Raw genomic sequence first — 26,245 nt, forward strand, 5'->3', positions numbered from 1 at the left:
TTGATGAAGGGAGCGTAACATTGATGTTTCTGGCCGATCGGCCTAATTTCGGGACGATTTTGAACCAAAAATGGGACCAATCATGCGCGGCTTGGACGACCTCTATCTGTTCAAATCCGTTGTCGATCACGGTGGCTTCGCAGCCGTCAGCCGCCGCCTCCATCAGCCGAAGTCGACGGTCGCGCGCCGTATCAGCGAACTCGAGCGGCGACTTGGCTCACCCCTCCTGCACCGTGGCAGCCGCCGCTTCGCCCTCACCGCGTTCGGCCAGGAATGTTACGCCCATTGCATCAAACTGGCCGAGCAAGCCGACGGCATTTTCGCGCTGGCGGATCGCAACGCCGCAGAGGCATCCGGTTCTTTGCATGTCATCTGCCCGCCGATGCTCGGCCATATGTTCATCGAACAATGGGCAGTCGAATTTTCGGAGATCGCGCCGAAGGTGCATCTGCATCTGGATGCGACCACGGCGATCTTCGACCCTCGTGCCGTCTCCGCCGACATGATCATCTATGGCGCCTTGACCGGCCTTCCCGACTCCGACCTGACCGCCAAAAGATTGCTCACGACGCCCTATGGTCTGGTCGCCAGTCCCGAATGCATGGCCCGGCAGCCTCCCATCACCGGCCCCCAGGCGCTGGCGAAATGCGATTGTCTCGGCTTCGGCAGCAAGACGATGGACTGGCGCTGGACGTTGACGAAAGGCCGCAAGACCGAAAACGTGCGTTTTGAGCCGCGCTTTTCCAGCACCCAACTCTCAGCGCTGCATACGGCCGCCGTTGCCGGCCTCGGCATCGTCGCCCTGCCCCTTCCCGGCTGCGAGGCACAGTTTGCCAACGGGCAATTGGTCCGCGTATTGCCGGATTGGAGCCCCCCAGATGCGAACATCTTCGCACTGTTTCCAAGCCGGCGTGCGCTAAGCGCCGCCGCCAGCCAATTCCTCGACTTCATCACCATGCGGTTGCGCGCATTGGACGGCAAAGCCGGGCGAAGCCCGGCTTCTTCCCATCGGCCGACGGAAGCGGGTCGACGCTAATCCCTCTTCTTTTTCTTTTCCTGTTTTTCGCTCTCCACGTGCTGCCGATCGAGCGGTTGGCGCGTGATCGTCGGCGGATCGCTGGCCGGAAAAGTCTGCTTCAATTCGTCGGTCAGTTCCTGATCGACTTCGGCCTTGTCAGCCTTACGCTTGTCGTCATTGATCATGACTCATTTCCTCTCGATCAGCGGGACAGGAGCCGGACCAGATCCGACACTGGATGGCTGACATAATCCTTCGCCACCTGCGCCACACAACGATCCATCAGCTCCTTCGATGCGATCTGACGGATGACCGCCAGTGATTTCGGCGGCGCCGCGATGATCACTTGCTTGACTTTATGCGCGCGGCAATAGGTCTCGAATTCGGCCACCGCATTTTTCACAAATGCTTCCTCTTCGAGGGCCTGTAAATCTGTCGGCTCCATGGCGCTCTTTGGTCCCGCCGGCGTGCTCATCCGCCCGGGCCGATCGCTGGCCAACGCTCCCGTGCGCGCCGTCTCGCCGCGCAGCTCGCGCTCGACACTGAGCTGCGGCCGCAGCGCACTGCCATCATTGCGCAAGAACAGGGCTTTGGCGCCATCGCAGACCAGAAGATGAGCCTTATGGGGGAGATCGACATTCGTCATTGGTCCTCCATTCTGTCACTGCTGACGTCCTGCACGATTACGCCGGTCTAGCTGCGGCGATAATGTGACCGCCCATGTGCGAACGGCCCCAGGACAGCGGACGCCAGGGTCCGCCATCCTGAGGCCAATCAAAAGCGGCCGCAACCGGGCTAAAAGAATGAATTTTACGGAACTTTTTCCAGCTCCCGTGTCGCCGCTTGATTGAGGAAGCGCCGCAACCGCACCAGACCGGCATCGTGCGAATAAAGCGTTTCGTGCTGGCGCGCGGCGGGCACCAACCCTTCCAGCACTTCCCTGTCCTGCTCAAGCACGTTCCAATGTTTGAGCTCCAGCCGCGTGCGATACAGGAAGCGCCATGCCGCACGCTGCCATCCCATCACCCGCCGTAGCCGCCAAAAGAACACCTGGCAGGTTTCCTCATCGATCGGCACCACGTTACCGACGATCCAAAACGGACCGCCCGGACCAGCCTCAGGCCCATAAGGAACTGTCGTGCGCATCCAGTGCGCATCGAGGTCCATGAATTCCACCCAATCGAAATTCAGGTCGGCCTGATCGGTTTTGCGGAACAGGAAACCATCTGGTGTATCCGCTACTTCCATCCGCGCTTGCTTCTCGCCACCCGACATCGAATGAGAAACCGCATGCAGATAGGCGCCATGCATCAGGTCCATCAGATTGTCATGGGCATAGCGGTAGTTGCAGCGCCAGACGGCCGTGCACAGAAAGCCCGAGAACTCATCCGAGGTCAGTTGTTCGGGGAGACGCAACGGCGGTGGCTCGCCCTCACCGAACCACAGAAAGATCGCGCCATGGGCTTCCTGTGCCGGATAGGATCGCAGAATCTTCTTGCCGCGCATGGCTGATTGATCGGTCGCCGGCACATCGGTGACGACGCCCCCCGCATCGACCTCAACCCCGTGATACCAACAGGCCAGCTTATCGCCACGCGAACAGCCCATCGACAGTCGCGCGCCACGGTGCGGACAGCGGTCTTCGATCGCGCGAACGCCGCCTGCCTCATCGCGCCAGACCGCGATGTTTTGGCCGAGGCGTTGAATGCCGCGCGGCTCCCGGCCCAATTGCCAGCTCGCCAACACAGGATACCAGAGCTGCTGCAAGCCGAGATTGACGCGCGCTTCTCGCGCATCCGGCGAAATATGAACGCTCACGCCAGCCCTCCATGCTGTTCGAGAAAGCGGACGAGTTCGGTCTCATCCCAAGGTCTGCCGTAAGGCGACGCAACAGCCGCGGCGTTCAGATGCGCGACCAGCCCCGACAGGCTGGTCGCGCCTTCGCGGAAAGCCTTTTCAAGCCCCATGGCCAGCGCCATTTCGGCAGCACTTGGCGGACCGGAGCGCGTCTGCTGAACGACATTGTCGATCACGCCAAACTTTTCATAGCTGCCGTTCGGGCGGTCCTTCGCAGGACGTTGCAGATCGGGATTATACTGTGGCACGGGTTGCTCCACGAAGATTGTCCGGCTCAGACTGTGCCGGAAACAATCGCCCGTGCTTTCACGAAATCGACGCCGCTTACGGAAAAACGACTTCGTCGACGTTTTACCGCCGCGCCAAACGATATTGGCTTGGCGTCAAGCCAAATTCGGCGCGAAAGGCCGCGGAAAAATGGCTTGAGCTGGCAAAGCCGGTTTCCATAGCGATCTGCGTGAGGGAATGATCCGTGGTGCGAAGCAAAGATCCCGCTGCAGCCAGCCGGCGCGTGAGCAGATATTGATGGGGCGTGACGCCATAAGTCCGCCGGAAGGCACGGATGAATCCATCAGGCGACATATCGAGCTCGCTCGCCAGATCGCTCACCGTCACTGTTCCAGGCGTCTGCGCATCGACATAGCGCTTGATCCGCTCGATCCGGCTCTTGCCCAACGGGCCGTCGGTCGGATCGGCGGGAGCCGCCGCATCGTCGTCCTCATCGAGAAGAATAAGCGTCACGAGGCTTTGCAGATAAGGCGCGAGATAATCCGATCCGCGCGCCATGAACATTTGCGCCCGCCGTGCCAGCGGCACCAGTTCGAAGGCATTGGTGCGCATGTAAGGGCGATTGAGCAACGTCGAAAGAGAAAGGCCGCCGGCCAGTTGATAGTCATCCCGCAGATACAGGATCAGCCACGAACACCGGGTTGCCGGCTCACTCCAGCCATCCAGGCGTTCGCCCGCCGGCAGGGCCATCACATAACCGCCCAGAGCGCGATGGGACGACTGAAAGTGGCGCGTCCTGGTCTCGCCACCACGCCGCTCGCCTGACAGGCCGATGGCGATCAGCGCCCGATCTCCCTCATAAAAGAAGCGGTGACGGTTGAGAGACTTGGCGGTGACCAGCTCGACCGCACAGGTCTCCAAATCGAGCCGCCGAGACTCGGCTCTCCACGTGGACGAAAACGATCCGGGCATTACAGATTCCTGATCCTTGCCTTCCTAGACTAGACCAATTCCCCACGCCGGTCAGGCCACCCCAGTCTGCAATCGCCTCCAGACAATCGCCGTAAGACGGCCAATGCGCTAGAAGGCTCATGGACGACCACCAGCGGAGCTAGGCATGAAAGCGGACACATCCTGGATCATATGGGCCCTTTTGTCGGCCGGCTTCGCAGCACTCACGGCCATCTTCGCCAAAGTCGGCATCCAAAACGTCAATTCCGATTTCGCCACCTTCATCCGCACTTTGGTGATCATCGGCGTGCTCGCCGTCATCCTGGCGGCCACAGGCAACTGGCAGTCGCCGACATCCATTTCCGGTCGAACCTATGTCTTTCTCATCCTATCGGGCCTAGCCACCGGCGCCTCGTGGATCTGCTATTTCCGCGCCCTGCAACTGGGCGACGCCGCGCGCGTAGCTCCGATCGACAAGATGAGCGTGCTGCTGGTGGCAGTCTTTGCGGTCGTCTTCCTTGGCGAACGCCTTTCGGCCATCAACTGGCTCGGGGTAACCTTGATCGCCGGCGGTACGGTTCTGGTCGCGCTCAAGGCCTGAACAACCGGTTTCAAAAAAGCCATATTGGCCGCTACACTGAAGAAAGGTTCGCACTGCCGCTGATCGCCCCCAGCTGATCGCCCCTATGTGAGGCCCAATGCGCTATTCCTCCCGTAAACGGACGGCCCGCCCTTTCAGGCTTTCCCGGTCCCTGGTTCTGCTCTTGGCCACCATCATTGCCGTTGCAGCTCTAGCCGGCGCAATCCCTTACTGGATGGACAACGGGGATGACGGCTCGGCCATCGAAACCACGGAGTGATCCACTCAATCTTCGGTCATGAAGCGCCGAATCTGCGCGATGATTTCGGCCGGCCGGTAGGGCTTGGGAAAGAAAACGGCACCGGATGGAAGGACCACATCGCGCCGTATCACATGCCCCGACGTGAGGATGATATGGATTGGTGGCCATCGATCACGGATACGTGAAGCGAGCTGCATGCCGTCCATCCCATTGGGCATATCGACATCGGTGAAAACCAAGCGAATGTCGCGACGGCTTTCCAGGATGCGTTCAGCCTCTCTCGCATCCGCGGCTTCGGCTGCGACGAAGCCCGCATCCTCGACCATGTCGACAGCCATCATCCGCTGCAAGGGCTCGTCCTCGACGACGAGGACGACAGGATTCGTCTGAGAACCGACGGGCGAATGCCCCGCTTCCAGCCGTCTATCCGCACTGTGCTCGACCCGCTTATCCATGACGCGACCGCGCTCTTACGCTCCGGTTCCCCTCTGGCCTGGTTCCCGATGACCCTGCCCTCTCAGCCGGATAACGAACAAATGCGCACCCGGTTCCAGAAGCCTATTAGACAGGCATATGGAACCAGAAACATCTCGCGGATCCCTTGCGATTGGTTCACCCTGAGCCGGCCTCCGTTCAAGACGCGCCCCCGCCGTCCGGTCCTCCAAATTGCAGCCAGCCCGGTTCCGCCTGGGCCGCAGTGCTTTTCTTAAGTCCCTCATTCCAACGAAAAAATGGCCCGCTACCGGAAACCGGTAGCGGGCCATTTGCAGGTCAGCAGTACGTTCTAGGCGATGGCGTCCTTACGACTTTGTTCCCCCTCCGCCTGCTTGGCCGGGCGATCACGTCCCGAGATCAGGCTGTAGAAGAGCGGGATGAAGAAGATGGCGATAAACGTCGCAGCCAGCATTCCGCCGATAACCCCGGTGCCGATCGAATGACGACTCGCGGCGCCAGCGCCGGTCGAGATCGCCAACGGCACGCAGCCCAGGATGAAAGCCAGGGACGTCATGACGATAGGCCGGAAGCGCAAGGTCGCGGCCGCCAGCGCCGCCTCCTTGATGCTGAGCCCTTCCTGCCGCTTCAACACGGCAAATTCCACGATCAAAATGGCGTTCTTCGATGCCAAACCAATCAAGGTCACGAGACCGATCTGGAAATAGACGTCGTTGTTCAGCCCCCGCAGCCAGATGGCGACCAGCGCCCCGAAAAGAGCAAAGGGCACCGCGAGAATGACCGCCAACGGCAAGGACCAACGCTCATACTGCGCGGCCAAAATCAGGAACACCATGATGAGGCCGAAGATAAGCGCCTGACTGCCCGTACCGCCAGTCGCGATTTCCTGATAGGCCGAGCCCGTCCAGGCCAACTGGAAACCAGCCGGCAATTCGCTGGAGATCTCGCGCATGGCATTGATAGCCTGACCAGACGAGAAGCCCGGAGCCGGATTGCCCATGACCTTGGCCGATGCGAAAGCATTGAAGCGGTCGACCTGATCCGGCCCGATGATGCGTTCAACGCGCAGCAGCGTATCGATCGGAATCATGCTGCCCGACGTTGACCGGACAAAGACCTGCTTCAAATCTTCCGGCCGTTCGCGGAAGTCGGACTCCGCTTGCAGATTGACTTGATAGTTACGTCCAAACAGCGTGAAGTCGTTGACGTAGAGACTGCCGAACGTACTCTGCATCGTCTCGAAGATTGAGGAGATCGGCACGCCAAGCGCCTTCGCCTTTTCACGATCCAGCAGCACGCGATACTGCGGGACGTCGGTCAGAAAAGTCGTGCGTACGCCAGCCAATTCCGGCCGCTTCGCTGCAGCTTCCACAAGCCTCTGCGCCGCCGCGGCGAGTGCCTGCGAGCCGCCGCCATTGCGATCCTGAACGAAAGCCTCAAAACCACCGGTGTTGCTCATGCCCATGATCGGCGGCGGCGTGAATGCCAAAATGTTGGCATCCTTGATCGGACCGTTGAAGGCAAAGAAGCTGCGCGCCAATGCCGCGGCGCTGTCTGCCGCGCCCGGCCGCTCCTTCCAATCCTTCAATTGCACGAAGGAAACGCCGGCGCTGGGCTTCTGCACCCCGGCCAGAAGATCAAAGCCCGAGAAGGAGATCACGTCGGCCACCGCCGATTTATCCATGATCCCTTTGTTCAACGTGTCCATGGCGGTTTGCGTACGCGACAACGATGCCGCCGATGGCAAGATCGCCACCGAGAAAACACTGCCCTGATCCTCATCCGGCACCAGCGCACCGGGCAAGCGCATGAACAGATAACCCGTTCCACCAAGCAGCATGGCGAACAACAGGAAAGCCAACATGGCACGCTTCAGGAAAAAGCGAACCCCTGCGGTATAGCCGCTCGTCAACGCATCGAAGGCCCGATTGAACCAGCGGAACGGTGCCAGCGGCTCATGATGACCGGGTTTGAGAATGAGCGCGCAAAGCGCTGGCGTCAGCGTGAGCGCAACGATCCCTGAGATCGTCACCGAAATCGCGATCGTCACCGCGAATTGGCGATACATTTCGCCCGCCAAACCACCCATGAAAGCAACCGGCACGAATACAGCGCAAAGCACCAAAACAATGGCGATGACCGGGCCTGTCACTTCCGACATAGCCTTGATCGCCGCTTCCCTCGGCGGCAACCTCTCTTGGGTCATGATACGTTCGACATTCTCGAGAACGACGATCGCATCGTCGACGACGATGCCGATGGCAAGCACCAGTCCGAACAAGGTCAAAAGATTGATTGAAAAGCCGAGCGCATACATGCCGGCAAATGTACCGATGATCGAGACCGGCACCGCCAGGATCGGAATGAGAGTCGCGCGCCAATTCTGCAAGAAGACGAAGACGACAACGATGACCAGCACCATCGCCTCAACGAAGGTTTTGACAACCTCTTCGATCGAAACGCGAACGAAGCGCGTCGTGTCGAAGGGAATTGCGTAATCTATGCCGGCCGGAAAGGTTTTCTGCAGCTCAGCCATCCGGGTTTGAATGGCCTCGTAGGTGCCCAGCGCATTGGCGCCTGGCTGCAAGTAAATACCGATTGGCACGGTCGGCGTGCCGTTGTGGGTAGCATTGAAGGCATAGTTCTGCGCACCAAGTTCAAGACGGGCAATATCCTTGAGGCGCAATGTCCCGGCGTTTTCGTCAGACCGGATAATGATCTCTTCAAAGGCCTTGGCGTCCGGAAGCCGGCCTTCGGTGTTCACCGAGTAGGTGAAAGCCAGATCATTCTGCACCGGTTCTTCACCGAAACGGCCGGCGGCGAATTGGGCATTTTGCTCGCGAATGGCAGCGGCCACGTCACCTGGCGTCAAATTATACTGCGCCAGCTTGTCCGGCCGCAGCCAGATGCGCATGGAATAATTTTTGGCACCGAAAAGCGAGGCGTCACCGACACCCGGCACGCGCTTGAGCTCATCGATAACATTGAGCAGCGCATAATTGCTGACGAAGATGGAATCGTAACGCTTGTCCGTCGCCGACATGGTCACGAGTGCCAAAATGGAACTTGACTGCTTGTTGACGATCAGGCCCTGGCGCGTGACTTCAGCCGGCAGGATCGAGACAGCACGCTGCACGCGATTGTTCACGTTGATGGTGGCTTGGTCCGGATTGGTGCCAATCCGGAACGTCACCGTCAGTCGCATCGTTCCTGCACTGGAATTGGTCGACTGCATATACAGCATGTTCTCGACACCGTTGATCTGCTGTTCCAGCGGCGCAGCGACCACCTGCGCCACCGTTTCAGCACTCGCGCCGGGATAGGTCGCTTGCACGACCACCTGCGGCGGCACGATCTGCGGATATTGCTCGACCGCCAGAACGCGCATGGCAACAAGGCCTGCGAGCACAAAAACAACGGAGATCACCGCCGCGAAAACCGGGCGGTTGATGAACGGATTGATCGTCATCAGCGCGTGACCTTTGACGGATCGCTGCTCTCAGCCTTCATCACCGTGGCCGTGACCGGCGAACCCGGCCGCACTTTAATAATGCCTTCCGTCACGACACGATCGCCGGATTTGAGACCCTGCTCAACGATCCAGCCACCCGCCACGTCACGTCCGATCGAAACCGGACGGATCGAGGCAAGATTCTTATCATCGATCGTATAGACGAACTGGCCCTGGGGCCCTTGCATCACGGCGGCTTGCGGAATGACAACCGAGTCCTTGCGCGTCACTCCTTCGACCAGAATGCGTACGAATTGACCCGGCCGCAGCTTCAGATCTGGATTGGGAACGAGCGCGCGGCCGCGTACCGTGCCTGTTTGCAGATCGATACTGCTGTCGGTGAAGTCGACATAGCCCTGATGCTCGTAGCGCGTACCGTCGCTCAGCATGATCGTCGCCAGCAATCGGCCTCCCGCAGGGCCTCTGGCCTCGCCACTCTCAATCAAACGGCGGATTTCTGCCAATTCGGTTTCTGGAAACGAGAAGTGGACATAGACCCTGTCGATCTCGCTCATGCGGGTCAGCAGACTGTCATTCTGACCTGTGCCAACGAGACTGCCTTCCGCCAGAATACGTAGACTGGTCACACCGGAAATCGGCGCCATGACCGTGGTATAACCAAGATTGATCTCGGCAGCACGCAATTGGGCCTGGGCCCCGGCCAAGGCAGCCTGCGCCTGCTCATAAGCCGACAATGCGTCATCACGTGTTTTCAACGTTCCGACTTGCCGATCATAAAGGGTCTTGGCTCGTTCGGCGTCGCGTTGAGTGCGCGAAACTTGCGCTTGCGCATCCATCAATTGCGCCTTGGCCCGCGCCACCTCGGTTTCGAAGGATACGGGATCGATCCGGAACAACACGTCGCCGGCCTTCACGGTCGAACCTTCTACGAAGGTCTTTTCCTTCAACACGCCAGAAACCCGCGCCCGAACCTCCACTTCGCGGAAGGCAGCCACGCGCCCGGCGTATTGGAAATGCAGCGGCACTTCACGCGGCTTGATTTCCGTGACTGACACACTGGGCGGCGGGGGAGCTGCCGGCGGTGTCGTCGCGTTGTTACAGGCTGCCAGCACAAGCGTGACAGTTAGTGCGGAGACAATACGAAATACGTCAGCTTTCGAGCTCATGGCATCGCCGGTCATAATGTTTTTTGGGGGTTTTATAGTCGCAGCGGATTATATATACATACATGAACGTATGTAAAGAGGCAGACTGAATGGCGCGCCGCACTAAGGCCGAAGCTGAAGAAACCAAAAACAGAATCCTCGACGCCGCCGAGAAACTGTTTTTCGAGCACGGTGTCACCCAGACGTCGCTTGAGCGCATCGCCGAAGAGGCCGCCGTGACGCGTGGCGCAATCTATTGGCACTTTGCCGACAAGATCGAACTCTTCCAGGCCATGCATCAACGCATCCGTCTGCCCCAAGAAGACATCATTCTAAATGCCTCCACCGCAGGGCACCCAGATCCGCTCCGCTTCCTAGAAGACGTAGCCGTCGATTGCATGCGCACGCTCGCAAGCGACGCGCGCATGCAGCGGGTCTACACGATTTTGCTCATGCGCTGCGAATACGTCGGAGATATGGCGCTTGCCCTCAGGCGCCAGAAAGAGGCCGACAGAGAGATGCGCTCCCACATCGCCAAGCTTTTCCGCATGGCCCATGCCAAGCAACCTTTGGCACCAAGCTGGACCCCCGAAACCGCCGCTCGCGTCTTCGGCGCGATGATGCACGGTCTTTGGACCGACTGGCTGATTTTTGGCAAAGAATTCGATCTTATCGACGTCAGCATTTGCTCAATCACCGAGCTCTTCGCCTCAATGAAGAACAAGCCGGCTACGTCGGAGAGCTCCACTTCACGCTAGCATTCACCGGCATTCAAAGTTTCCTTTGATGAGACGGAACCGATGCCAGCGCTGTCCATTGAAAACATGTCGGACACATCAACTGCGTCTCTGAATGGAACTCCAAGTTCCCGTTCACCCGAGTGAGGAGTGGCGACATGAAAGCCAACAAATTGATGACACGCGACGTTCACGTCGTGAGCCCGGATCAATCGATCAGGGAAGTCGCACTGGCAATGGCGAAACTCGATGCGGGGTCCATGCCCGTCGGCGAGAAAGACCGCCTCGTCGGAATGATCACCGATCGCGACATTGTGTTGCGCGCAGTCGCTGAGGGATTACCTCCGAACACACCTGTGCGCGATGTTATGACCCAGGAGGTCAAATACTGTTTCGACGATGAGGAAATTGAAGATATATGCCAAAACATGGGTGACGCTCAAATTCGCCGGTTACCTGTCGTCAATCGCGATAAGCGCCTGGTTGGCATTCTTTCTTTGGGCGATATTGCTCTATCGAGCACGGCAAGCAAGGCCGGCAACGCCTTGAAAGGCATTTCCCAACCGACACATTGATTGGTTGCGTTTCCCCGCCCAGTATCAGCTAAATCGAACGGCTGTTGAGCCCTCATACAGGCCCGCCTCACTCATCGGGGCGGTTTTTTTTCATAATTGATTGATGCATCAAGCCCCCTCCAATCCCATTACGACAACCCAATACTTAAGCTCATTTGGAAGTAGGTAACCAAAGAAAGGGTTAGCCGCCATTACTCTGGCCTTAGCAAGGGTTTGTACCGAATATGCCGGCTATCCCTGTCGCCGATATTTCTTTCACTGCCTTTTGCGTATTGCCGATGAAATTTGATTTCCATTCTGTGATGAGATCGCTTCTCTCCCAGGTCACTCTCCGGCCCCGTCGAAAGCAGCGCAGCCTCGACCGGATAGTATTGACTGGCGTCGGCCTGGCATTGTTCAGCTGATCTGCCTCGCCGTCGTGATTGTTTCTCGCAGCTATCTCGACTTCTCACAGATGCAGCGCAATCACGATCATCTACGCGCTTATATTCTTATCCTAGAAGCCGCCAACGTTATCTCAGCCGAACGCGGCCCTGCCAATACAAGCATGTCTGTCACCCCTGGCGATCCAACAGCAGCACAAAATCTCACAGCCATCAGGGCCCGAAGCGATCAAGCCCTCGCAAACGTCGCAGCTTTATCTGGCGACTACGCGATACTTGCCGCAGCCTTGGACGAAACACGGGCTTTGCTTGTCGCCGGACGGAAAGCCGTTGATCAGGTTTCAGCAACGCCGCCTCAGAACCGCACTCTGATTGCCATAAAGCACGCCGTCGATCGCATGTTTGCAGTCATAGATCGGCTTGGGGCGGTCCGCGACCAATACGCCGAACAGATGATTCGGCAGGACGCGCGCCTTGCTGGCCCCAGCATCATCGGTCGAAATCTTGGGGAAATGCGCGAATATGCTGGCCGTCTTGGTTCACTCCTGCACACGCCAATGGCCGCCGGGGTATCCGTTCCCAACCAAACCATCGCCGATATCTATCGTACAGAAGGACGGATAACGGCTTTGTGGCAGACCATCGACGCCCTACCGGCTCTGGCTCAGTCACAATTTCAGCCTGATAAACTGGACGTCGATCAACGTTTCTTAAAAGACGCTTTCACCTTGATTCACACTCTGATCGCAGAGGGTGAGCACGGTGCCTATCCAATCACATCACCAGAATTTACCGCGCGCTATGTTCCCACAATGCGCTCATTGGAAACGCTTCGCGCCAACTATCTTGAGGATGCCCTCCTCCAGGCAGCCCAAGCGAGAAATCATGTGTTATCCACGCTTCTGACGGGTATCCTGACAACATCTCTTATCATTGCCCTATTGATCGGAATTATCATCACCATCCGCCGGCAGGTCTTCGATCCATTGATGCAGGCTCAGCAAGCCGTTTTCCGTCTGGCGGAAGACAAACTCGAGACGGCTTCGTTTTCCAAACAGCATACACGAGAGATGGCTCAGCTTTTCATCGCAATCAATCGATTGCGAGCAAAGCTCATTGAACGCAAGATGCTAACACAACAGCTGCAACAATTGGCCGAAACGGACAGCCTTACCGGTCTAGCCAACCGCCGCCTTCTCGATCTGATCGGCCAAGGCCTAGACGATCGCTACTTCACCGGCACGAAGATCGGGTTGATCCTTCTCGACATAGATCACTTCAAGGCGGTCAACGACACCTATGGTCATATGATGGGAGACCAAGTGCTTGTCGAAATGGCCGGCCTGCTGCGCACGTTTCTGCGATCGGATGATCTGGTTGCACGTTACGGCGGCGAAGAATTCGCTATTCTCGTACGGGGCACGAATATGCCAGACCTGCTGGCCCTCGCACGTAAAATCAGATTGGTTGTTCAAACACATTTATTCGGAACGATCGACGAGACCCCCCTGCACCTGACTGTCAGCTGTGGCATCGCCCATGGTGAGCGAACGACCGCCGGCTGGAGCGACCTCGTCCAGAATGCGGACACTGCGCTCTATCGCGCGAAAGCCGAAGGACGAAACAACGTCCGCTATACATCAGAAGGTGAGACACACGCCTCAATCGAGAGTACCCCGAAAACCCCGCAAGATGCTTCAAAGTAAATCAACTTGTGTGTGCTTCTTGGGCAACACCGCCGTTTAGCTCAAACGCTTTTAACGATGCATCTGTTTGAAAATAATAATTTAACCCATCTGTAGAATTTTAGACATATCGTTAGCCGCCTTAACTTTCATCAAAGTGTCACGCATGCTACAGTTTAAGCGGTCTAATCTCGTCAACAGCAGAAATGGGGACTGATTGATGTTGAAAAAGCTTTTAATTGGTACGGCGCTCGCCGCGGTCGCATCGAGCGCGACGCTGGCGGCTGATCTTCCGCGCCGCGCCGCTCCTCCCGCTCCGGTCTACGTCGCTCCGATCTTCACCTGGACCGGTTTCTATGTCGGTCTTAATGCTGGCTATGGGTTCAGCGGCGATCGCACTGTGAACATCTCCGGTTCGCCTCTGATCACCAATGGTCAGATCGCTGGCCAGGCGCCATTCTCCCTGTCGCCGAAGCGCGACGGCTTCATCGGTGGCGGCCAAATTGGTTACAATGTCCAGTCGGGCAGCTTCGTCTATGGTGTCGAAGTTGACTTCCAGGGCGCCGATATCAAGGGCTCCGCCAATGCCTGCGCCATCGCCGGAGGCTGTGCTGCGGTTATCACATCCGCGACCAACAAGCTTGAATGGCTGGGCACGCTTCGCGGCCGCGTCGGTGTCTCGTTCGATCGCGCCCTGATCTATGCTACCGGTGGTCTCGCTCTGGGCGGCGTGCGCAACAGCGTTCATCTCAACGAGTTTGCCGGTGCCGGTCGCCAGTTTCTGGCTCGTTCCAACAGCACCCGTGCGGGTTGGACACTGGGCGCCGGTGTCGAATACGCCATCTCCAACAACTGGTCGGCCAAGCTCGAATATCTGTACTATGATCTTGGTAGCCGCTCCGCGGTCGGTGGCCAGTTCAACCCGGTCGGGGCTGAATTCCTGACCGCAAAATTCAAGAACAATGGTCATATCGTGCGCGCCGGCATCAACTATCGCTTCGGTGGCCCCGCCGGCCCGGTTGTCGCCAGCTACTAAACGCTGACGTCAAGCGCCCAAACAAAAAGAACCCCGCCATCGGCTTTACCGATGGCGGGGTTTCTCTTTTCAGACCGCAATATCTCGAAGTCCTTCCAGGAGCTGCTTTCTACCCTCGTCGGCGTTCGCGAGCACGCCAGCCATGCTCATAGCTCGCCTCCTCCCGTAGATGCGCCAGAATTCCCTCCACAGCATCCACGATCCTGATCTCGCGCTGCGCCCCCAAATCGATCAACTTAACAAAGTCCTCAGACCGTTGGGCAATGCGGGTCAGCGCTTGCACCGCCTCACGCATGAGAGCGATCTCTGAAAAATTGGAGCCAAAAACGGTCTCTTGCTTCTCTTTCCTCTCGCTCGGCTGCTTATGATATCCCCAGAACACAGCCAACGAGGTCGCGATAAAAATCGCCACATAGACGGCAACCTGCATCAACCAGGGCAACTTCTCGACGATAGTGGGATCAAATGGCTGCATCCGCAGTGCTCCGATCTACTTCGCCAGCATCCCGCCACGCCTCTTTTACATTGATGATCTCAAGAACGAGCAGGCCGGGATAGACCAAAAGGCCGAGGGTCGATATTTCAAGACTAAACATATCAATGGATATTGCAGTCCAAATATAACAGCTTACGAAGGCAAGCGATCCTCGCACATGCGGCGACCAATGACCGTACCAAGTTTGTGCGAAAGTCCCGTTTATGGCGAGAGCAAGCAGGCGCAGTAGCCCGATACTCAAACAGCCCCAAGCCCAGATCCGCTCCGCTATAAATCCTTCAAACATTCCGAGCCGCGATACGGCTGACGTCGGCAAACGCAAAGGTTCCAACGCCAGACCGATTCCAACCAATATAATCGCTAAAACCCATTCTGAGCGACGCATTGCAAAATGATCGCGAATACCACGTAATATACGTCGGTCGGCCATGGCAGCCTCCATCATACATTAAGCCCGGAAGCGATCTCGAATACTGACAATAGTCGCATAAGCTTTCTGAGCTGCTTCCAAGACACCGGCAGCATCGCTTGGCCGATGGGTACAAAGATCGTCGAGAAAGACGACAGCTTGAGCCTGCGCATCGATATAAGTCTGCGGAATACGCTGGCCTGCAAAAAGGCATTTGCTGGACCACGTGCTGGATGACCTCCTTAGGCTTGGTGCCCTTGGGGAAGGTTTTCGACACGGCGCCTTTGTTCACGCCCTTGTCGCCATCGCCGAAGGAGATCTGCGAGGAAATGTCGGGCGAGGATTTGTCGTGCTCGACATCGCGAATGTCGGCCTCCACCAGAACGGCCATGCCGCCGTCCTCGTAGCCGACTTCGAGGGTGAGCTTCTTAAATTCCTCCCCCAGTTTCTCACGGTTCGACTTGGTGAGATTCCAGATCGTCACCGTGCCGCTGTTTTGCTTGGAGCCTAAGGTTTTCTTGACATTGAAATCGATCTTGAAACCATCCTCCGGCGCCTGCGAGCCTTCAAACACGGCGCCGCCACCGGCGCCCGAGATCGTCAGGCGCACCTTGCGTTTCCATTTGAGCATAAAACCCCGCGTGTGTCGGAAAGGCGGGCAAGGTTCGTCGCAGAGTGCTGAAAACTCTCCGTGTCATTCCCGACACGCCACAGGCGCGAGCGGAAATCCAGAGCGAGCGGTAAAGCACTGCATGATAACCATGCGTCAGCCGCCGAATAGTCTACCACTCGCACTAGATTCCCGCTCAGCCGCTACGCGGCTGTCGGGGATGACTGAAGACCTTTCAGCGCCCGCGGCCTGCCGCTACACCATCGAAATTAAACGGAAGGTGCCCGAGGGCAGATCCGCCCGGCCGGGATTGCCGCTCCGGCCCGCCCAGTCGACCAGCACCAGCCGGCCAATGCCGAGATTGAAGCCGGCCACCAGATCAGTGCCCGGCACCAGACGCAAGCCGGCGACGCGCGTTTCATCGTCGATCTCGACATCGAGCGACCAACGGCCGAGCCAGTCATTCCAGTTCAACGACAGCGCCACGTCGACGCCATTGAGAAAGGTTTTCAGGCGCTGATAGGGAACATCGATGATCGGTATCTCGTAAATAGCCATAGCTCCCCCGCGAAATACAAATCCAGATTATTGTTCTTGAGGAGGCACTGCGAAGTCTATTTCAAGTCGGCTAAAACCGCGCCAGCAATCTTCTGAACGAGCTCGTGACCGTCTTTCGTTTGTGCGATCCAACTTGCAAGGCAGACTGCTTGGCGCTCAGGCGTCGCCTGCCTTGAACAATAATTTAGATCAGTCCACGATGATTTGAAATATTTCGCGAGACCATCATAGCCTGGAAGCAAATTTGGAAATTGTGCGCTGATATTTGGAGCGTCGATAGCCGAACGGAAAGTATCAATTGCCTCCACCACAGCCTTGTATGGCCCCTGCGCGCGCGCCACCCATTGCTTTAAACACTCAGCCTGCTCATCAACAGATTTTTTAACGCTACATGTAATTGCAGATCGTCTGTCGCCCTTAATTGTGTCCGACATCAATGTAACGGCCTGCGCAACCACCTGCATCGTGTCCTTGGACAAAGGCCCCTGAGCTTCAGCCACTCCGACACAAAGGAGCATCAAAATAAAAGCAGCAGAGATACGCATTGTTTTGCTCCCCAGCAAAAGCATAAAATCCCGTCAGCCAACACCCCAAGTAAATCAGCTATGGTCCTTACTACGCTGTCATATACTGCGAGCCACCAGCCGTCTGTGACACACCCGTCATATCCAGCGCCTGCACTTGGCCACGAGTGTTCTGGCGCTGGCCGCGCGGATCGCTGCCAGGCCCTGGGGTGCCGCTGCGTTTGCTGCCGCCACCGCTTGCCTGGGTCCGTTGCGAGGAAACGCGGATCACTTCCTTCAGGGAACAGGTGAACTTGAGCACCTGCCCCGTAGCCGGCTCGCGTTCGGGCACCAGCTTTTCGATCAGCATATTGTCGAGAACAGTGAAGCCGGTGACGATGGAAAACGGCTCGGCTTCTTTCATCACGGCGAAAAGAGCCTCATAGGTGCCCATCACGTCGAGGCTGACACATTCCAGGCTCGCCGAAGTCGGCGTTCGCCAAGCATGATCGGCGATCTTGGTGCCGCTCTCGACCGGATGGGTGGGCACTTCCATGGCCGCCTCGATGCTCTCTTTCAGCACGACATCGACCACGACGCCGCCAATGTCACGCAAGATGACGCAAGGCATGGGGAACCTCTTGGATGGCCACTTGGGCGTTCCGACTGCGGGAAGAAAATAACTATGCGAAACGCTCGAATCTCAGTACCCGAAGCATAGTAAGCGGTTGAGCATGAGAAAGTATTGTCCAAATTCCTACCGCGCATCGCGTGCACAACAAGGCCAACGAATCTTTCCTAACGACGACTTCTCTCACCCGACCCACGCGATGAGCTACCGATGTAGGGGGTCTTAACCGAAATCTGAAATCGATCGCCAAGGAAGAAAGTGGAAATCATTAGGCCAGGAGGCTTAGGTGGAAGCACCTCATTATTGAATATAGCCAAGACATAGTTCGCAAGCGGGGATATATCATCTCCCCCCGCAGCCACCCCGATCAATGCCAGAATGGCTTTCAATGGAAATCTGTCGTCCTCGGGCTTTCCCAGATCCATCCCTTGATCATGGAAAAATTGTATCATCGCTCCCGCGACTTTTCCCTCGGGGGATACCTCAAATTCCCAGGCAATTAAGTACTTGCCTGGGCCACGCCCCGCGAACTCGCAGTCCTGTCCAGGATGGGCAAGCCCCGGCTTGCAACCCCGCGATCTCAGCTCATCGTCAGTCAGTTCCTTGACGATCCTTTTCGCCTGATCGACGGTCAGGCCAAAATCATCTCGCGCTTCGGCCAGACCAATCCAGCACGTGACTAATGCTCCAATCACCAGCGCCACTAATGTTCTCATGTCAGCCCTCCCATCTATGAGAACATAACGCGAACTTAATTGAATAGAAAGAGCTTTTTTACCTAGTGGTTTCTGGCTAAATGGATGGCCGGCAACTTCGGCGTCTAATTATTAGTCCATCGACAATCTTGTTCCGACGAACCATCAGTTACAGCGACTTAAACACATCAGGCAGTGACGCTGTTCGATCCTTTGATCCATCCAACCACCATGCGGTTCCTATTGTCGACAGCCGTAGCTACCTGAGACACTGATGGAACCGTAACCGCAAACAGAGCCAGCTTTTGATACAACTGTGTTGCAGCCTGATTGACACGTTCTGCCAGTGCCTCATCCTCTGACGATCAGATAGTTCTCAACGGCCGCCGATACGTCGTCCTCGGTCATCGATCTTTTCTCCGATGGCGCGGGTGAAGCCGCCCTCGTGGCGCGGCAGGCTCTGAATGATGCGGTAGCGATCACCCTGTTCGGTAATCACGATGTCGGCGGCGCGGGCACTACCGTCGTCGCTGGTGCGCAACTCGGCCTCGCTCCAGATGACGCGGTAGATTTCGGCGCGCTCGCCTTCCGGCAGTTGCGACAGGTCTTTGTCGTTGGTGCTTTGCAGGACGACCCGGATCGGCTCGCGCAGCGGAATACCCTCGGTCCAGCGTCCCCCTTGCCAGGAGCCGTCGATACGCTCGCGCGTCACCGGCCGGGCGTAGAAGCGCAGCGCCAGGGCCGATAGAGCGGTGGCGCTCATGATTTGTCCTCCGGCTCGATCTGCCAGGTCATGGCCGCGGCGATGGCCGGAGCATCGGCCACTTTCTCGGCAGCGATACGATCCTGGATCATCTGCTGCGCCGCCTCGCCCAGCTTGGGGAGAGCATCGGCCAGCGTTGTATCACCCGCCAGGATGGACCTGCCTTGTTGTTGCAGACGCGCTTTCAGAGCCGGTCGGCCGTCGAACATCGCCTTGCTGATAAAAGGCCGTGGCGGATTGTCTGCGCCCCTGCCCTCATGCAGGCGTTGCGCCGCCGCCATCACTGCGGGCGGTGCATCGATGAGGCCGACCTTGACAGTCGAAGACCCTTCCAGCGCCGCTCGCAGCCGCTTCAGCACCTTGTCGGCATCGCCACGGCGCTGGATTTTGGTGGTGATCGAAATCATGCGACCAGCACCGCCGGCTGCGAGCGACGCAGCAGCTCGAGGTAGTATCGGCCATAGACAGTGGCTTCGAAGCCGCTGCCGGCGGCGGCTGCGGATCCCAGAATCGCGGTGCCATTCCCGTCGGCGAATTTCACCTTGGTGTCGCCAACTTCAACCATCTCCACCGGCCCCGAGACGTTCATCGTCTCATCGCCGATGGGAACGGTATGACCGCTCTCTCCCAGGCCGCCATCATGCCCTTCCAGCGCCAACCGATGCGCCGCATAGGCCAACAGTGCCGACTTCTGATCAGCGACAATCCAACGATCGTCGACAGCCGAACGAGCTTCATCCAGCACCAGCGTAACCAGACCCAAGTCGACGCTAGCAAAAGCCGGATAACGCACCGCCAGATCGACGGCGGTCACAGTGGGCAACGGCATGAAGGGACTCCTGCGATAATACCACCCGGAAGACCGCGTTTCGCATTGTCACGCCCTCGCCACCTGTGCTTGAGTGGAAAGGGGACGAAATTTCTTGTTGGGGGGTTAAGGTGACGGATAGCACTGAAGTGGCCGACGCGTCGGTCAAGCCGAGAACATGGGCTTTGATCGTCTGGGGCCTGTATCTCGCCTCTTATGTGACGTTTTTTCTGACCTATCTGGTTGGACTGGTCATCGCCTATATGAAGCGCGGCGATTTGGCGGGCACACCGTTTGAATCGCACATGCGGTCCGCAATCAACACATTTTGGATCAGCCTTGGTGTTGCCGTCGTCGGCGTCATCACCGCACTCGCTTTGATTGGCTATGTCATCTTGTTTTTGCTGGCGCTTTGGCACTTGTATCGCGTCATCCGCGGACTGGTACGCGCCGCCGACGGCAAACCCTACTAAGAACTGGGGCTACCTCTGCGACCCTGCAGACGGTTATCGTTCGTCACGGCACCCAATGTCTGAGTCTCAAACTGAAACCAGCCTGTCGCCTTGGCAACCTTGAGCTCCACCGCCGACAGCGCGACTTCTCGCCGTTCGCCCGGCTCCAGCAACACCAACTCATCCCGCGCGTAAAACCCGCGCGGGCCATTCTGCAGGTTCGTCACAAGCATGGCACGCCCTCAAATGCCGTCGAGATAGCGCACAGATTTCGGCCGGCGAATATCGACGCCGCCCAGGCGGAAAATGCCCGGCACCTCGAACAGCATCGGCCCCGCCTGCCAAGCCGGCAGGAAGCGGAAGGGCATCGGCATGTGCAGCTTTACCACTTCCGGCGAGCGGCGATAAGCGACCATACGCTTGGTGCTGCCGGCCCCGGCCGTATCGAGAAAGCTGAACATGCCACGCACCGTGAGCGGCTGACCGGTCGAGCGCGTATAAATATTGTTGCGCTCGATCCAATCGAGAATGGTCGTCGGACTCACCGTGTCAAGCCGGCGCGTCGAAAGATCGAGCAGCACCGTATAGGGCAGAAGCAGCGTATCAGCCATGTCCCGGCCCAGCGTACCACTGGCAATGCCAGTAAGCTGGGCATTGATATCGCGCAGAATCTTATCAGGATCCTTGGACGCGAATGTCGTCGCCGACCCCGTACCATCGGCCGGCGGGGTGGTTGCCGTCGGCGTCGTAGCATTGACGAGGCCAGTGAACCCCTTAGCCGTATCGCCAGCGAAAGCCACCTGTTCGATCTTCTCCTCCGCGACACGGCGAGCGAGATTTGCCTTGTCGGCTGAGAGATTCATGCCCAGCAGTTGCGCCTTGCCCAGTTCGTCGAGGTCATAGCGGTAGCCGATGGCGGCCATGGCTACCGTCGTCTCGAACTTCTCGCGCGTCAGTTCCACATGCGCGACATCCTGCGCCTTGCCGGAAAACCAATCCGCCTTGCCCACACCGTCCATGGAGAAATAAGTGACGGAATTGATCCACTCAGGCGCGGAGATGTCGACGGGGATCAAGGCCGGATACTGGATATAGATAAGTCGCACCGACATCGCGGCTCTTCTCAACAAGGCCTTCCTCTCCCATCTGGATGCGCGCTAGCATCCAGACAACAATTTCGCGTTGCTTTGGCCAGAGTTTTAGGCGCACATAGGCGCCGTCACGACTCCCAATTAATCGAGGATCGTAGGTCCAAATCCAATGATCGAACCAATGCAGAATATTGGTTCGACAAATATCTATCTCTGTCTGCCAACCATTCCGCTGCTTCTCGGTTAGTCTACGCGCCCTCTCCGCTTTCACCGCGGTCATCAAAACCGTCGAGGAGGGTAACGCCATCTTCAGAGCCCTGGACGAGCGACCCAAAGAGCTGCTCGAGCGCCGCGAGCTGTTCCTCCGTCGCATGGCTCAAATCCAGAGTTTGGATCGGCTCGTCACCGGCTTCTGAGGGCCGCAGCGATGCCAACTTGGGGTGCACATAAGGTGCAACATCCTTGGCAAGCGATGCTGCGGCATCCCAGTTGCCACCGGCAGCCTGTTCGCGCATGGCCCGTAACATGACATCAAGCGGGCTGAGATTTTTAATCTCCAGGTCAAGTGGCGCTCGGCTTTGCGACGGCGCAGATGCGATGGGAGCGCTTTTACGCGGCATTGAGCGGAGCGATTTCAAAATCGCCACACCAATCGGATTGATGGACGCTAGGCCACTGGGCCTGATAGCTGCTCTCGCTGGGAGCTGGATAGTAATCGTCCAGCTCATCCGTGTTCGTACCGGCAGCCGCATATTGCGCTACAGAAATATGCCCCAACATATCAGCAATATGTTCAGCAACGAGTGAAGATGGCTGTGGGCTACGGCGTCGGCACGAACCATCGGCATCGTTCTCACGGAAACGACGCCAGAACCGACAAGAAGCACATTCCTCTTTCATAGGCACCTCTGATTGAATTTCAGCCGTGCCGAGCAGAAAGCGCAGTTCGCCTCTCACTCACGCACGTATAGCACTCCATCCCGGTCCATCGTCAATGTTTTAGCAAAGGCTCGTCGTGCCACATTGCTCCGATGAAACTTGCGGTACCGGGTATGATCCCCTTATGGCGCAGGCACTTCCACCACTATCGTATTCTAAAAACTGAGCGATCGGAGCTGTCTCTGGGCTGCTATCAGCAATCAATGCAGACCATGATGGTCGCATTGAGGCTGTTGAACCGATGGCATGGCAGCTAGATTGCAAACGGCCCAGCAGACCAATTGCGTTGGGCTATTGCCGGATATCGGATGCGAAATGAAGGTGGGCTCGAAAATCGTCGCCGGCCTCGTTCATGCAGACGCAGCTCGCCTCTCACCCACGCACGTATAGCATTCCAACCCGGTCCATCGTCAACGCCACGACTGTTGGCCTGCGGCTCCTATTGCTCCAAAAGGCCAACACAAAGAACGCCAGCATGACCGACGACACAGCGGTTTAGCGCTTTATCGGCCATGTAGAACTGAGCTAACCAATCGGCTCCGCTTTCCAGCCAGGCTGCCGACAGCAGCTCCCCAGAGGCCACCCTCCTCATAGTCCGGGTCGCTTTCGTAGGCGCGAATATATTCGTGTTCCGATAAGGCTGCCCATTGACGGTTAACCCAGCTTCCTGCACTTTCCTGGCTCTCATTATGGCCATCGGCAACAGCGCGATCGCAGCAGGAGAATCCCGTGTCCGCGCGTCTTGTCTTCAATGTCCTGGCCGTTGGTGGCATATGCATGTTCACGGGCATCATGGCCCATATCGGCTTTTCCTTTGGCGCCTATTGGCAAAGCATGCCGCCAACAACCTTTCTCGAATGGTTTTCCGCCAATGCTCCCTTGGTCGGACGCACGATCCCGCTTTTTGTCATCGTTAGTTTCATCGGCCTCGCAGGTTCGCTCTGGTATGACTGGAACGATCCATGGCGTCGGGGATTGTGGCTTGCGATTTACGCCTGCTTGGTCGCCATCTTCATCGTCACCTTCGCCTGGCATCTTCCTGTCAATAGCCAGCTCTTGGCCCGTACCATAACACCAGATCAGGTCCCGACCCTGCTCGATACGTGGCTCAATTTGCATTGGCTTCGTGTCGCCATTGCACTCCTGGCCTCGGTTCTTAGTGTTATCGCTATAAGTCGAAGCGACGCGCCGGCACCTAACGAGGATGTGGGAGACTTCTGGCGCTAACGGACGTTCACTCGCTTCTTGCTCGCAAGCTGCTTGGCCCGATGGTAAGTCAACGCCATCGACAGGCATATTTGGAGCGGGATACGCGGCAGAGCCCGACCCGGATCCAAAATGATCGCTCGATCGCTGGCCAGAATTAGCTCATCGGCAAATTGCGCCCGAAAACTATCCAACAAGGTGGTCTGGCAATTGAAGTAGATGGCACACAGGTCAGGCTGCCCTGAAACGCAACCGAGGCGTATCGTACTACCGCTCTTTGATATCTCCGTGAGATAAGCTGGCTCACCCCATTTCAGGGTTTCGGAAAGGGGACCAACTCCTTCCGTCGAGGCCGCCACGGAAAAAATCAATTGCCGAACCTCGATCAAACACGTTTTGATCGGTGTCGAATAATTTCGAAAAACGGCTGCGACTTCAGCGGGTATCGGCGGGCTTTTCATAGGTTTCGAGGGTGCGCTTAAGCTGAGGCGAAATAGCTGGTCTAATCTACCGCTAAACTCACCAGCAGACAAAGCCCACCCTCCGGAGGCGCCTCCTTAAAACACACTGATCCCACGCCGGTTCAACATGGCGGCGCAGGCCTTCAATCCGCTCTCCCGGCGGGCATAGAAAGAGCTTTTCGCCATTCCCATCTCTTTGGATTTTCTAGCAACAGACTGACCGAAAGCGCTCGCCAAGGCCCAGCGAGCGAGAACCAAAGCGCCAAGTTCATCCTGATCGCGAAAACTGCGCAGGAATTCATTGCACATATCCATGCGCTGGATGTCCAGCGCAGAGGGCTGAGAGCGATCACGATTCTGCTCCGCCTGATGTTCTTTCAAAATTTCGGGGTCTTCCACTTGAGCCAAGCGGTCAGCCCAATCGTGCATATAGGCTGGACCATGATTGCCCGGTGTACGCGGCCCTTTCACCCGAGGCAAACGGCGTAGAACAGTAAACGCTTCGACGAGCCGCCGCGATAAATGGTCAGGTGTCCACAATTCCGGAATTGGCTCATTCTGCGCGAGATATGGACGCTCAAGACTGTTAATGCGAAGACTTTCCGGTTCGACCTTAGAATAGGCACGCATATCGTCTCCTCAATTCTGATCGTCGAGCACATTTTCGAGCAAAGCGCCATCGCGGCCAAGGATCTCGACTGTGCGACGGATCAATTCAGTATGGGTTATCCCTCGACGAGCAGCGGCCACGTCAAATGTACCAAGCGCCGATCTGGAGGCATTGAAGCGAATGTCCCCATTGGCAACATCTCGAATACGCACACCGAGCCGATTCAGTTGACGGCGCACCGACGCGGCTGAAGATTGAATCCAAGGATCCGCGGCGATCGCCTCGTAAGAAACACCTTGCCCACAAAGAAAGCTCGCCCAGGCGATACGTCGCGCAGGCCAGCGCCGAGACATGAGGCCATCCACAATGCCGCCTGGCGCCATATCCGGCTGCGATGTTTGCTGATCCATCCCACTGCTCATCATCTTTTGTTGCTCCAAAGTGCGCGCGGTCGCGTGCGCAATAAATGCATCACGTCCTTCGCGAGAGGCCCGTGGGATCGTCGCGCGGATATTGATATCGGGACGAGAGGTTCGGCCTCCTGTTTTGCTTCGCATGGAATGGCCCTCTTCTCGACGCGGACCATCATCCATCGTCCGTCTCGCATCACCGGCTGCACAGAGAAAGACGTACGTTTGAATGGAACTTTGTACGGGGGCCGATCGAAGTGCTCACTCACGCGGCACCTCCACGTCGATATGCCGATGTCCGCTTGAGACGTGCCAATACCTGGTCGGGTGTACACCACATGCGTGATCGGCATGCTGGACAATAGGAAGAGCCCTGCTCCGCCACATTGCCGCAAACAAGACGATCGAAGACGTCTTCCTCTTCGCCAATAATGTTGCGACATTGGCCTGGCGTCATATCGGCCCAGCGTGTTGTCGCCGCTTTTGCCTCAGTCACGGGCGGGGCAACAACAACGTCGTCCACGCGACGTGGCTTGACGATGACGATAGGGATGCGTGGTCGCGTCTGAACGTTCTCGTTCGGTCCCGGCGCCGCGCTGATCCTGTTCAAAGCCCGGCGCGCTGGAAGAGCGAGCCGATTGGCTCGACCGATCACCGCATTGCGGCTGCAACCGAGCCGTAATGCGATATCTGCCGTCGGTACATGCTCTGCCCAAAGCGAACACAGAACAGCATCGTCCTCGGCCCTCCAGCGGGCGCTGATCGGCGCACTCATGGAGTCACCCGGCGCGGAGAGGTACCTGCAGAACTAGCTTGGGGGACGCCCGCCGGCGCGCAAGCCGCAGTCCAAAAGAACAAGCCTCGGGCAAAGCGGCTTGTCATCCGCATCACTTTGTAACGTAGGCCAGGACCATCGTTGGCGATCAGAAGATAATCGCCGGGGCGAATATCTTCGCCGCAGCCCCAGCCACTGACGGTGACAAGATCGCCATCGCCTGCTCGGGCCCGATCTGGGTCGTGATAGGCGTCTTCATAGCGCAGATCGTGGGTAAACATGCTGCCTCCACTCACCGGGCAAAGCCGGTCCGCGCGCCGCTTGCGCGTCGCTGTTGTCGTTGCTTGTTAGGTGGTCGTCGGGCGGACCGCCGCTGAAGGTCGGGCCTTGTCGAGGAAGATTCGCGTCGCTATCCGTCCATAACCACATTCAAGCTGAACTTGATT

General features: G+C 57.6%; 33 protein-coding genes. 8 read left to right on the forward strand and 25 right to left on the reverse strand.

Annotated features, from left to right (window positions below):
* Window positions 1–82 precede the first annotated feature (82 nt).
* A complete protein-coding gene (locus OIM99_RS19615; protein WP_311852138.1) occupies window positions 83–1,036 on the forward strand; it encodes a LysR substrate-binding domain-containing protein in 954 nt (317 codons plus the stop codon).
* On the opposite strand, the gene OIM99_RS19620 is transcribed toward OIM99_RS19615, so the two are convergent.
* The 5 genes from OIM99_RS19620 to OIM99_RS19640 form a co-directional block, all read right to left on the reverse strand.
* Window positions 1,033–1,203 (reverse strand): hypothetical protein, encoded by a 171-nt coding sequence (locus tag OIM99_RS19620; RefSeq protein ID WP_311852139.1) that lies wholly within the window; start codon window positions 1,201–1,203, stop codon window positions 1,033–1,035. The two genes, OIM99_RS19615 and OIM99_RS19620, sit on opposite strands and share 4 nt — an antisense overlap.
* A 17-nt stretch (window positions 1,204–1,220) precedes the next feature.
* A complete protein-coding gene (locus tag OIM99_RS19625; RefSeq protein ID WP_311852140.1) occupies window positions 1,221–1,664 on the reverse strand; it encodes a host attachment family protein in 444 nt (147 codons plus the stop codon).
* Window positions 1,665–1,828: 164 nt separating this feature from the next.
* Window positions 1,829–2,836 carry an aromatic ring-hydroxylating dioxygenase subunit alpha gene (locus OIM99_RS19630; RefSeq protein WP_311852141.1) on the reverse strand — a complete coding sequence of 336 codons (1,008 nt, stop codon included), beginning with the start codon at window positions 2,834–2,836 and terminating at the stop codon, window positions 1,829–1,831.
* Window positions 2,833–3,123 carry a recombinase-like helix-turn-helix domain-containing protein gene (locus OIM99_RS19635; RefSeq protein WP_311852142.1) on the reverse strand — a complete coding sequence of 97 codons (291 nt, stop codon included), beginning with the start codon at window positions 3,121–3,123 and terminating at the stop codon, window positions 2,833–2,835. Before OIM99_RS19635 ends, OIM99_RS19630 begins: the two co-directional genes overlap by 4 nt.
* 103 nt (window positions 3,124–3,226) lie before the next feature.
* A complete protein-coding gene (locus OIM99_RS19640) occupies window positions 3,227–4,024 on the reverse strand; it encodes an AraC family transcriptional regulator (RefSeq protein WP_311852143.1) in 798 nt (265 codons plus the stop codon).
* Window positions 4,025–4,220: 196 nt separating this feature from the next.
* Here OIM99_RS19640 and OIM99_RS19645 point away from each other — a divergent pair, with 196 nt between their 5' ends.
* On the forward strand, window positions 4,221–4,655 hold the full coding sequence (locus OIM99_RS19645) for an EamA family transporter (protein WP_311852144.1): 435 nt from the start codon (window positions 4,221–4,223) through the stop codon (window positions 4,653–4,655).
* A 264-nt stretch (window positions 4,656–4,919) separates the two neighbouring features.
* Here OIM99_RS19645 and OIM99_RS19650 read toward each other — a convergent pair whose 3' ends face one another.
* The 3 genes from OIM99_RS19650 to OIM99_RS19660 form a co-directional block, all read right to left on the reverse strand.
* Window positions 4,920–5,351, reverse strand: a complete 432-nt coding sequence (locus OIM99_RS19650; RefSeq protein ID WP_311852145.1) for a response regulator — start codon at window positions 5,349–5,351, stop codon at window positions 4,920–4,922.
* Window positions 5,352–5,680: 329 nt separating this feature from the next.
* Complete coding sequence (locus tag OIM99_RS19655; RefSeq protein ID WP_409371527.1) at window positions 5,681–8,818, reverse strand: efflux RND transporter permease subunit; 3,138 nt, start codon at window positions 8,816–8,818, stop codon at window positions 5,681–5,683.
* Window positions 8,818–9,987 carry an efflux RND transporter periplasmic adaptor subunit gene (locus OIM99_RS19660; protein WP_311852146.1) on the reverse strand — a complete coding sequence of 390 codons (1,170 nt, stop codon included), beginning with the start codon at window positions 9,985–9,987 and terminating at the stop codon, window positions 8,818–8,820. The genes OIM99_RS19655 and OIM99_RS19660 overlap by 1 nt, the downstream gene beginning before the upstream one ends.
* A gap of 89 nt (window positions 9,988–10,076) precedes the next feature.
* On the opposite strand from OIM99_RS19660, the gene OIM99_RS19665 reads away from it, so the two are divergent.
* The 4 genes from OIM99_RS19665 (at window position 10,077) to OIM99_RS19680 (ending at window position 14,382) form a co-directional block, all read left to right on the forward strand.
* On the forward strand, window positions 10,077–10,724 hold the full coding sequence (locus tag OIM99_RS19665; RefSeq protein WP_311852147.1) for a TetR family transcriptional regulator: 648 nt from the start codon (window positions 10,077–10,079) through the stop codon (window positions 10,722–10,724).
* A gap of 137 nt (window positions 10,725–10,861) precedes the next feature.
* The gene (locus tag OIM99_RS19670) at window positions 10,862–11,278 is read left to right on the forward strand and encodes a CBS domain-containing protein (RefSeq protein ID WP_311852148.1); all 417 of its coding nucleotides are present in this window, start codon (window positions 10,862–10,864) and stop codon (window positions 11,276–11,278) included.
* Between the two features lie 454 nt (window positions 11,279–11,732).
* Window positions 11,733–13,367 (forward strand): GGDEF domain-containing protein, encoded by a 1,635-nt coding sequence (locus tag OIM99_RS19675; RefSeq protein WP_311852149.1) that lies wholly within the window; start codon window positions 11,733–11,735, stop codon window positions 13,365–13,367.
* A 199-nt stretch (window positions 13,368–13,566) separates the two neighbouring features.
* The gene (locus OIM99_RS19680) at window positions 13,567–14,382 is read left to right on the forward strand and encodes a porin family protein (RefSeq protein WP_311852150.1); all 816 of its coding nucleotides are present in this window, start codon (window positions 13,567–13,569) and stop codon (window positions 14,380–14,382) included.
* Between the two features lie 109 nt (window positions 14,383–14,491).
* Here the strand turns inward: OIM99_RS19680 and OIM99_RS19685 are convergent, their stop codons facing one another.
* From OIM99_RS19685 to OIM99_RS19730, 10 genes are all read right to left on the reverse strand, one after another.
* Window positions 14,492–14,857 (reverse strand): hypothetical protein, encoded by a 366-nt coding sequence (locus tag OIM99_RS19685; RefSeq protein ID WP_311852151.1) that lies wholly within the window; start codon window positions 14,855–14,857, stop codon window positions 14,492–14,494.
* Window positions 14,844–15,164: a hypothetical protein gene (locus OIM99_RS19690; protein WP_311852152.1), complete on the reverse strand. Its 321-nt coding sequence runs from the start codon at window positions 15,162–15,164 to the stop codon at window positions 14,844–14,846. Before OIM99_RS19690 ends, OIM99_RS19685 begins: the two co-directional genes overlap by 14 nt.
* Window positions 15,157–15,918 carry a hypothetical protein gene (locus OIM99_RS19695; protein WP_311852153.1) on the reverse strand — a complete coding sequence of 254 codons (762 nt, stop codon included), beginning with the start codon at window positions 15,916–15,918 and terminating at the stop codon, window positions 15,157–15,159. The genes OIM99_RS19690 and OIM99_RS19695 overlap by 8 nt, the downstream gene beginning before the upstream one ends.
* A 234-nt stretch (window positions 15,919–16,152) precedes the next feature.
* Window positions 16,153–16,455, reverse strand: a complete 303-nt coding sequence (locus tag OIM99_RS19700) for a phage baseplate plug protein (protein WP_311852154.1) — start codon at window positions 16,453–16,455, stop codon at window positions 16,153–16,155.
* 56 nt (window positions 16,456–16,511) lie between these two features.
* A complete protein-coding gene (locus tag OIM99_RS19705; protein ID WP_311852155.1) occupies window positions 16,512–17,000 on the reverse strand; it encodes a hypothetical protein in 489 nt (162 codons plus the stop codon).
* A 70-nt stretch (window positions 17,001–17,070) separates the two neighbouring features.
* Window positions 17,071–17,589 carry a phage baseplate protein gene (locus OIM99_RS19710; protein ID WP_311852156.1) on the reverse strand — a complete coding sequence of 173 codons (519 nt, stop codon included), beginning with the start codon at window positions 17,587–17,589 and terminating at the stop codon, window positions 17,071–17,073.
* Window positions 17,590–17,756: 167 nt separating this feature from the next.
* Window positions 17,757–18,305 (reverse strand): hypothetical protein, encoded by a 549-nt coding sequence (locus OIM99_RS19715; RefSeq protein WP_311852157.1) that lies wholly within the window; start codon window positions 18,303–18,305, stop codon window positions 17,757–17,759.
* A 355-nt stretch (window positions 18,306–18,660) separates the two neighbouring features.
* Window positions 18,661–19,047, reverse strand: a complete 387-nt coding sequence (locus OIM99_RS19720; RefSeq protein WP_311852158.1) for a hypothetical protein — start codon at window positions 19,045–19,047, stop codon at window positions 18,661–18,663.
* Window positions 19,044–19,454, reverse strand: a complete 411-nt coding sequence (locus OIM99_RS19725; protein WP_311852159.1) for a hypothetical protein — start codon at window positions 19,452–19,454, stop codon at window positions 19,044–19,046. Before OIM99_RS19725 ends, OIM99_RS19720 begins: the two co-directional genes overlap by 4 nt.
* Window positions 19,451–19,876: a DUF4054 domain-containing protein gene (locus tag OIM99_RS19730; protein WP_311852160.1), complete on the reverse strand. Its 426-nt coding sequence runs from the start codon at window positions 19,874–19,876 to the stop codon at window positions 19,451–19,453. The genes OIM99_RS19725 and OIM99_RS19730 overlap by 4 nt, the downstream gene beginning before the upstream one ends.
* 110 nt (window positions 19,877–19,986) lie before the next feature.
* On the opposite strand from OIM99_RS19730, the gene OIM99_RS19735 reads away from it, so the two are divergent.
* The gene (locus tag OIM99_RS19735) at window positions 19,987–20,328 is read left to right on the forward strand and encodes a DUF4870 domain-containing protein (RefSeq protein WP_311852161.1); all 342 of its coding nucleotides are present in this window, start codon (window positions 19,987–19,989) and stop codon (window positions 20,326–20,328) included.
* A 221-nt stretch (window positions 20,329–20,549) separates the two neighbouring features.
* Here OIM99_RS19735 and OIM99_RS19740 read toward each other — a convergent pair whose 3' ends face one another.
* The 3 genes from OIM99_RS19740 to OIM99_RS19750 all read right to left on the reverse strand — a co-directional run bounded on the left by OIM99_RS19740 (window position 20,550) and on the right by OIM99_RS19750 (window position 22,355).
* Window positions 20,550–21,419 (reverse strand): major capsid family protein, encoded by an 870-nt coding sequence (locus OIM99_RS19740; RefSeq protein WP_311852162.1) that lies wholly within the window; start codon window positions 21,417–21,419, stop codon window positions 20,550–20,552.
* Between the two features lie 227 nt (window positions 21,420–21,646).
* Window positions 21,647–22,018, reverse strand: a complete 372-nt coding sequence (locus tag OIM99_RS19745) for a hypothetical protein (protein ID WP_311852163.1) — start codon at window positions 22,016–22,018, stop codon at window positions 21,647–21,649.
* The gene (locus OIM99_RS19750; protein WP_311852164.1) at window positions 22,008–22,355 is read right to left on the reverse strand and encodes a hypothetical protein; all 348 of its coding nucleotides are present in this window, start codon (window positions 22,353–22,355) and stop codon (window positions 22,008–22,010) included. Before OIM99_RS19750 ends, OIM99_RS19745 begins: the two co-directional genes overlap by 11 nt.
* Before the next feature lie 711 nt (window positions 22,356–23,066).
* Here OIM99_RS19750 and OIM99_RS19755 point away from each other — a divergent pair.
* Entirely contained in the window at window positions 23,067–23,564 is a 498-nt protein-coding gene (locus OIM99_RS19755; protein ID WP_311852165.1) for a DUF1772 domain-containing protein, read from the forward strand.
* Between the two features lie 536 nt (window positions 23,565–24,100).
* Here the strand turns inward: OIM99_RS19755 and OIM99_RS19760 are convergent.
* The 4 genes from OIM99_RS19760 to OIM99_RS19770 all read right to left on the reverse strand — a co-directional run bounded on the left by OIM99_RS19760 (window position 24,101) and on the right by OIM99_RS19770 (window position 26,080).
* Complete coding sequence (locus OIM99_RS19760; RefSeq protein WP_311852166.1) at window positions 24,101–24,634, reverse strand: hypothetical protein; 534 nt, start codon at window positions 24,632–24,634, stop codon at window positions 24,101–24,103.
* A 9-nt stretch (window positions 24,635–24,643) separates the two neighbouring features.
* On the reverse strand, window positions 24,644–25,207 hold the full coding sequence (locus OIM99_RS19765; protein WP_311852167.1) for a hypothetical protein: 564 nt from the start codon (window positions 25,205–25,207) through the stop codon (window positions 24,644–24,646).
* A gap of 82 nt (window positions 25,208–25,289) precedes the next feature.
* Window positions 25,290–25,799, reverse strand: coding sequence for a GcrA family cell cycle regulator (locus tag OIM99_RS27875; protein ID WP_409371528.1), 510 nt, complete (start codon window positions 25,797–25,799; stop codon window positions 25,290–25,292).
* Window positions 25,796–26,080, reverse strand: coding sequence for a hypothetical protein (locus OIM99_RS19770; protein ID WP_311852168.1), 285 nt, complete (start codon window positions 26,078–26,080; stop codon window positions 25,796–25,798). Before OIM99_RS19770 ends, OIM99_RS27875 begins: the two co-directional genes overlap by 4 nt.
* Window positions 26,081–26,245 lie beyond the last annotated feature (165 nt).

Origin of the sequence: Methylocella sp. CPCC 101449, from assembly GCF_031921685.1 — a bacterium.
GTDB lineage: Bacteria > Pseudomonadota > Alphaproteobacteria > Rhizobiales > Beijerinckiaceae > Terripilifer.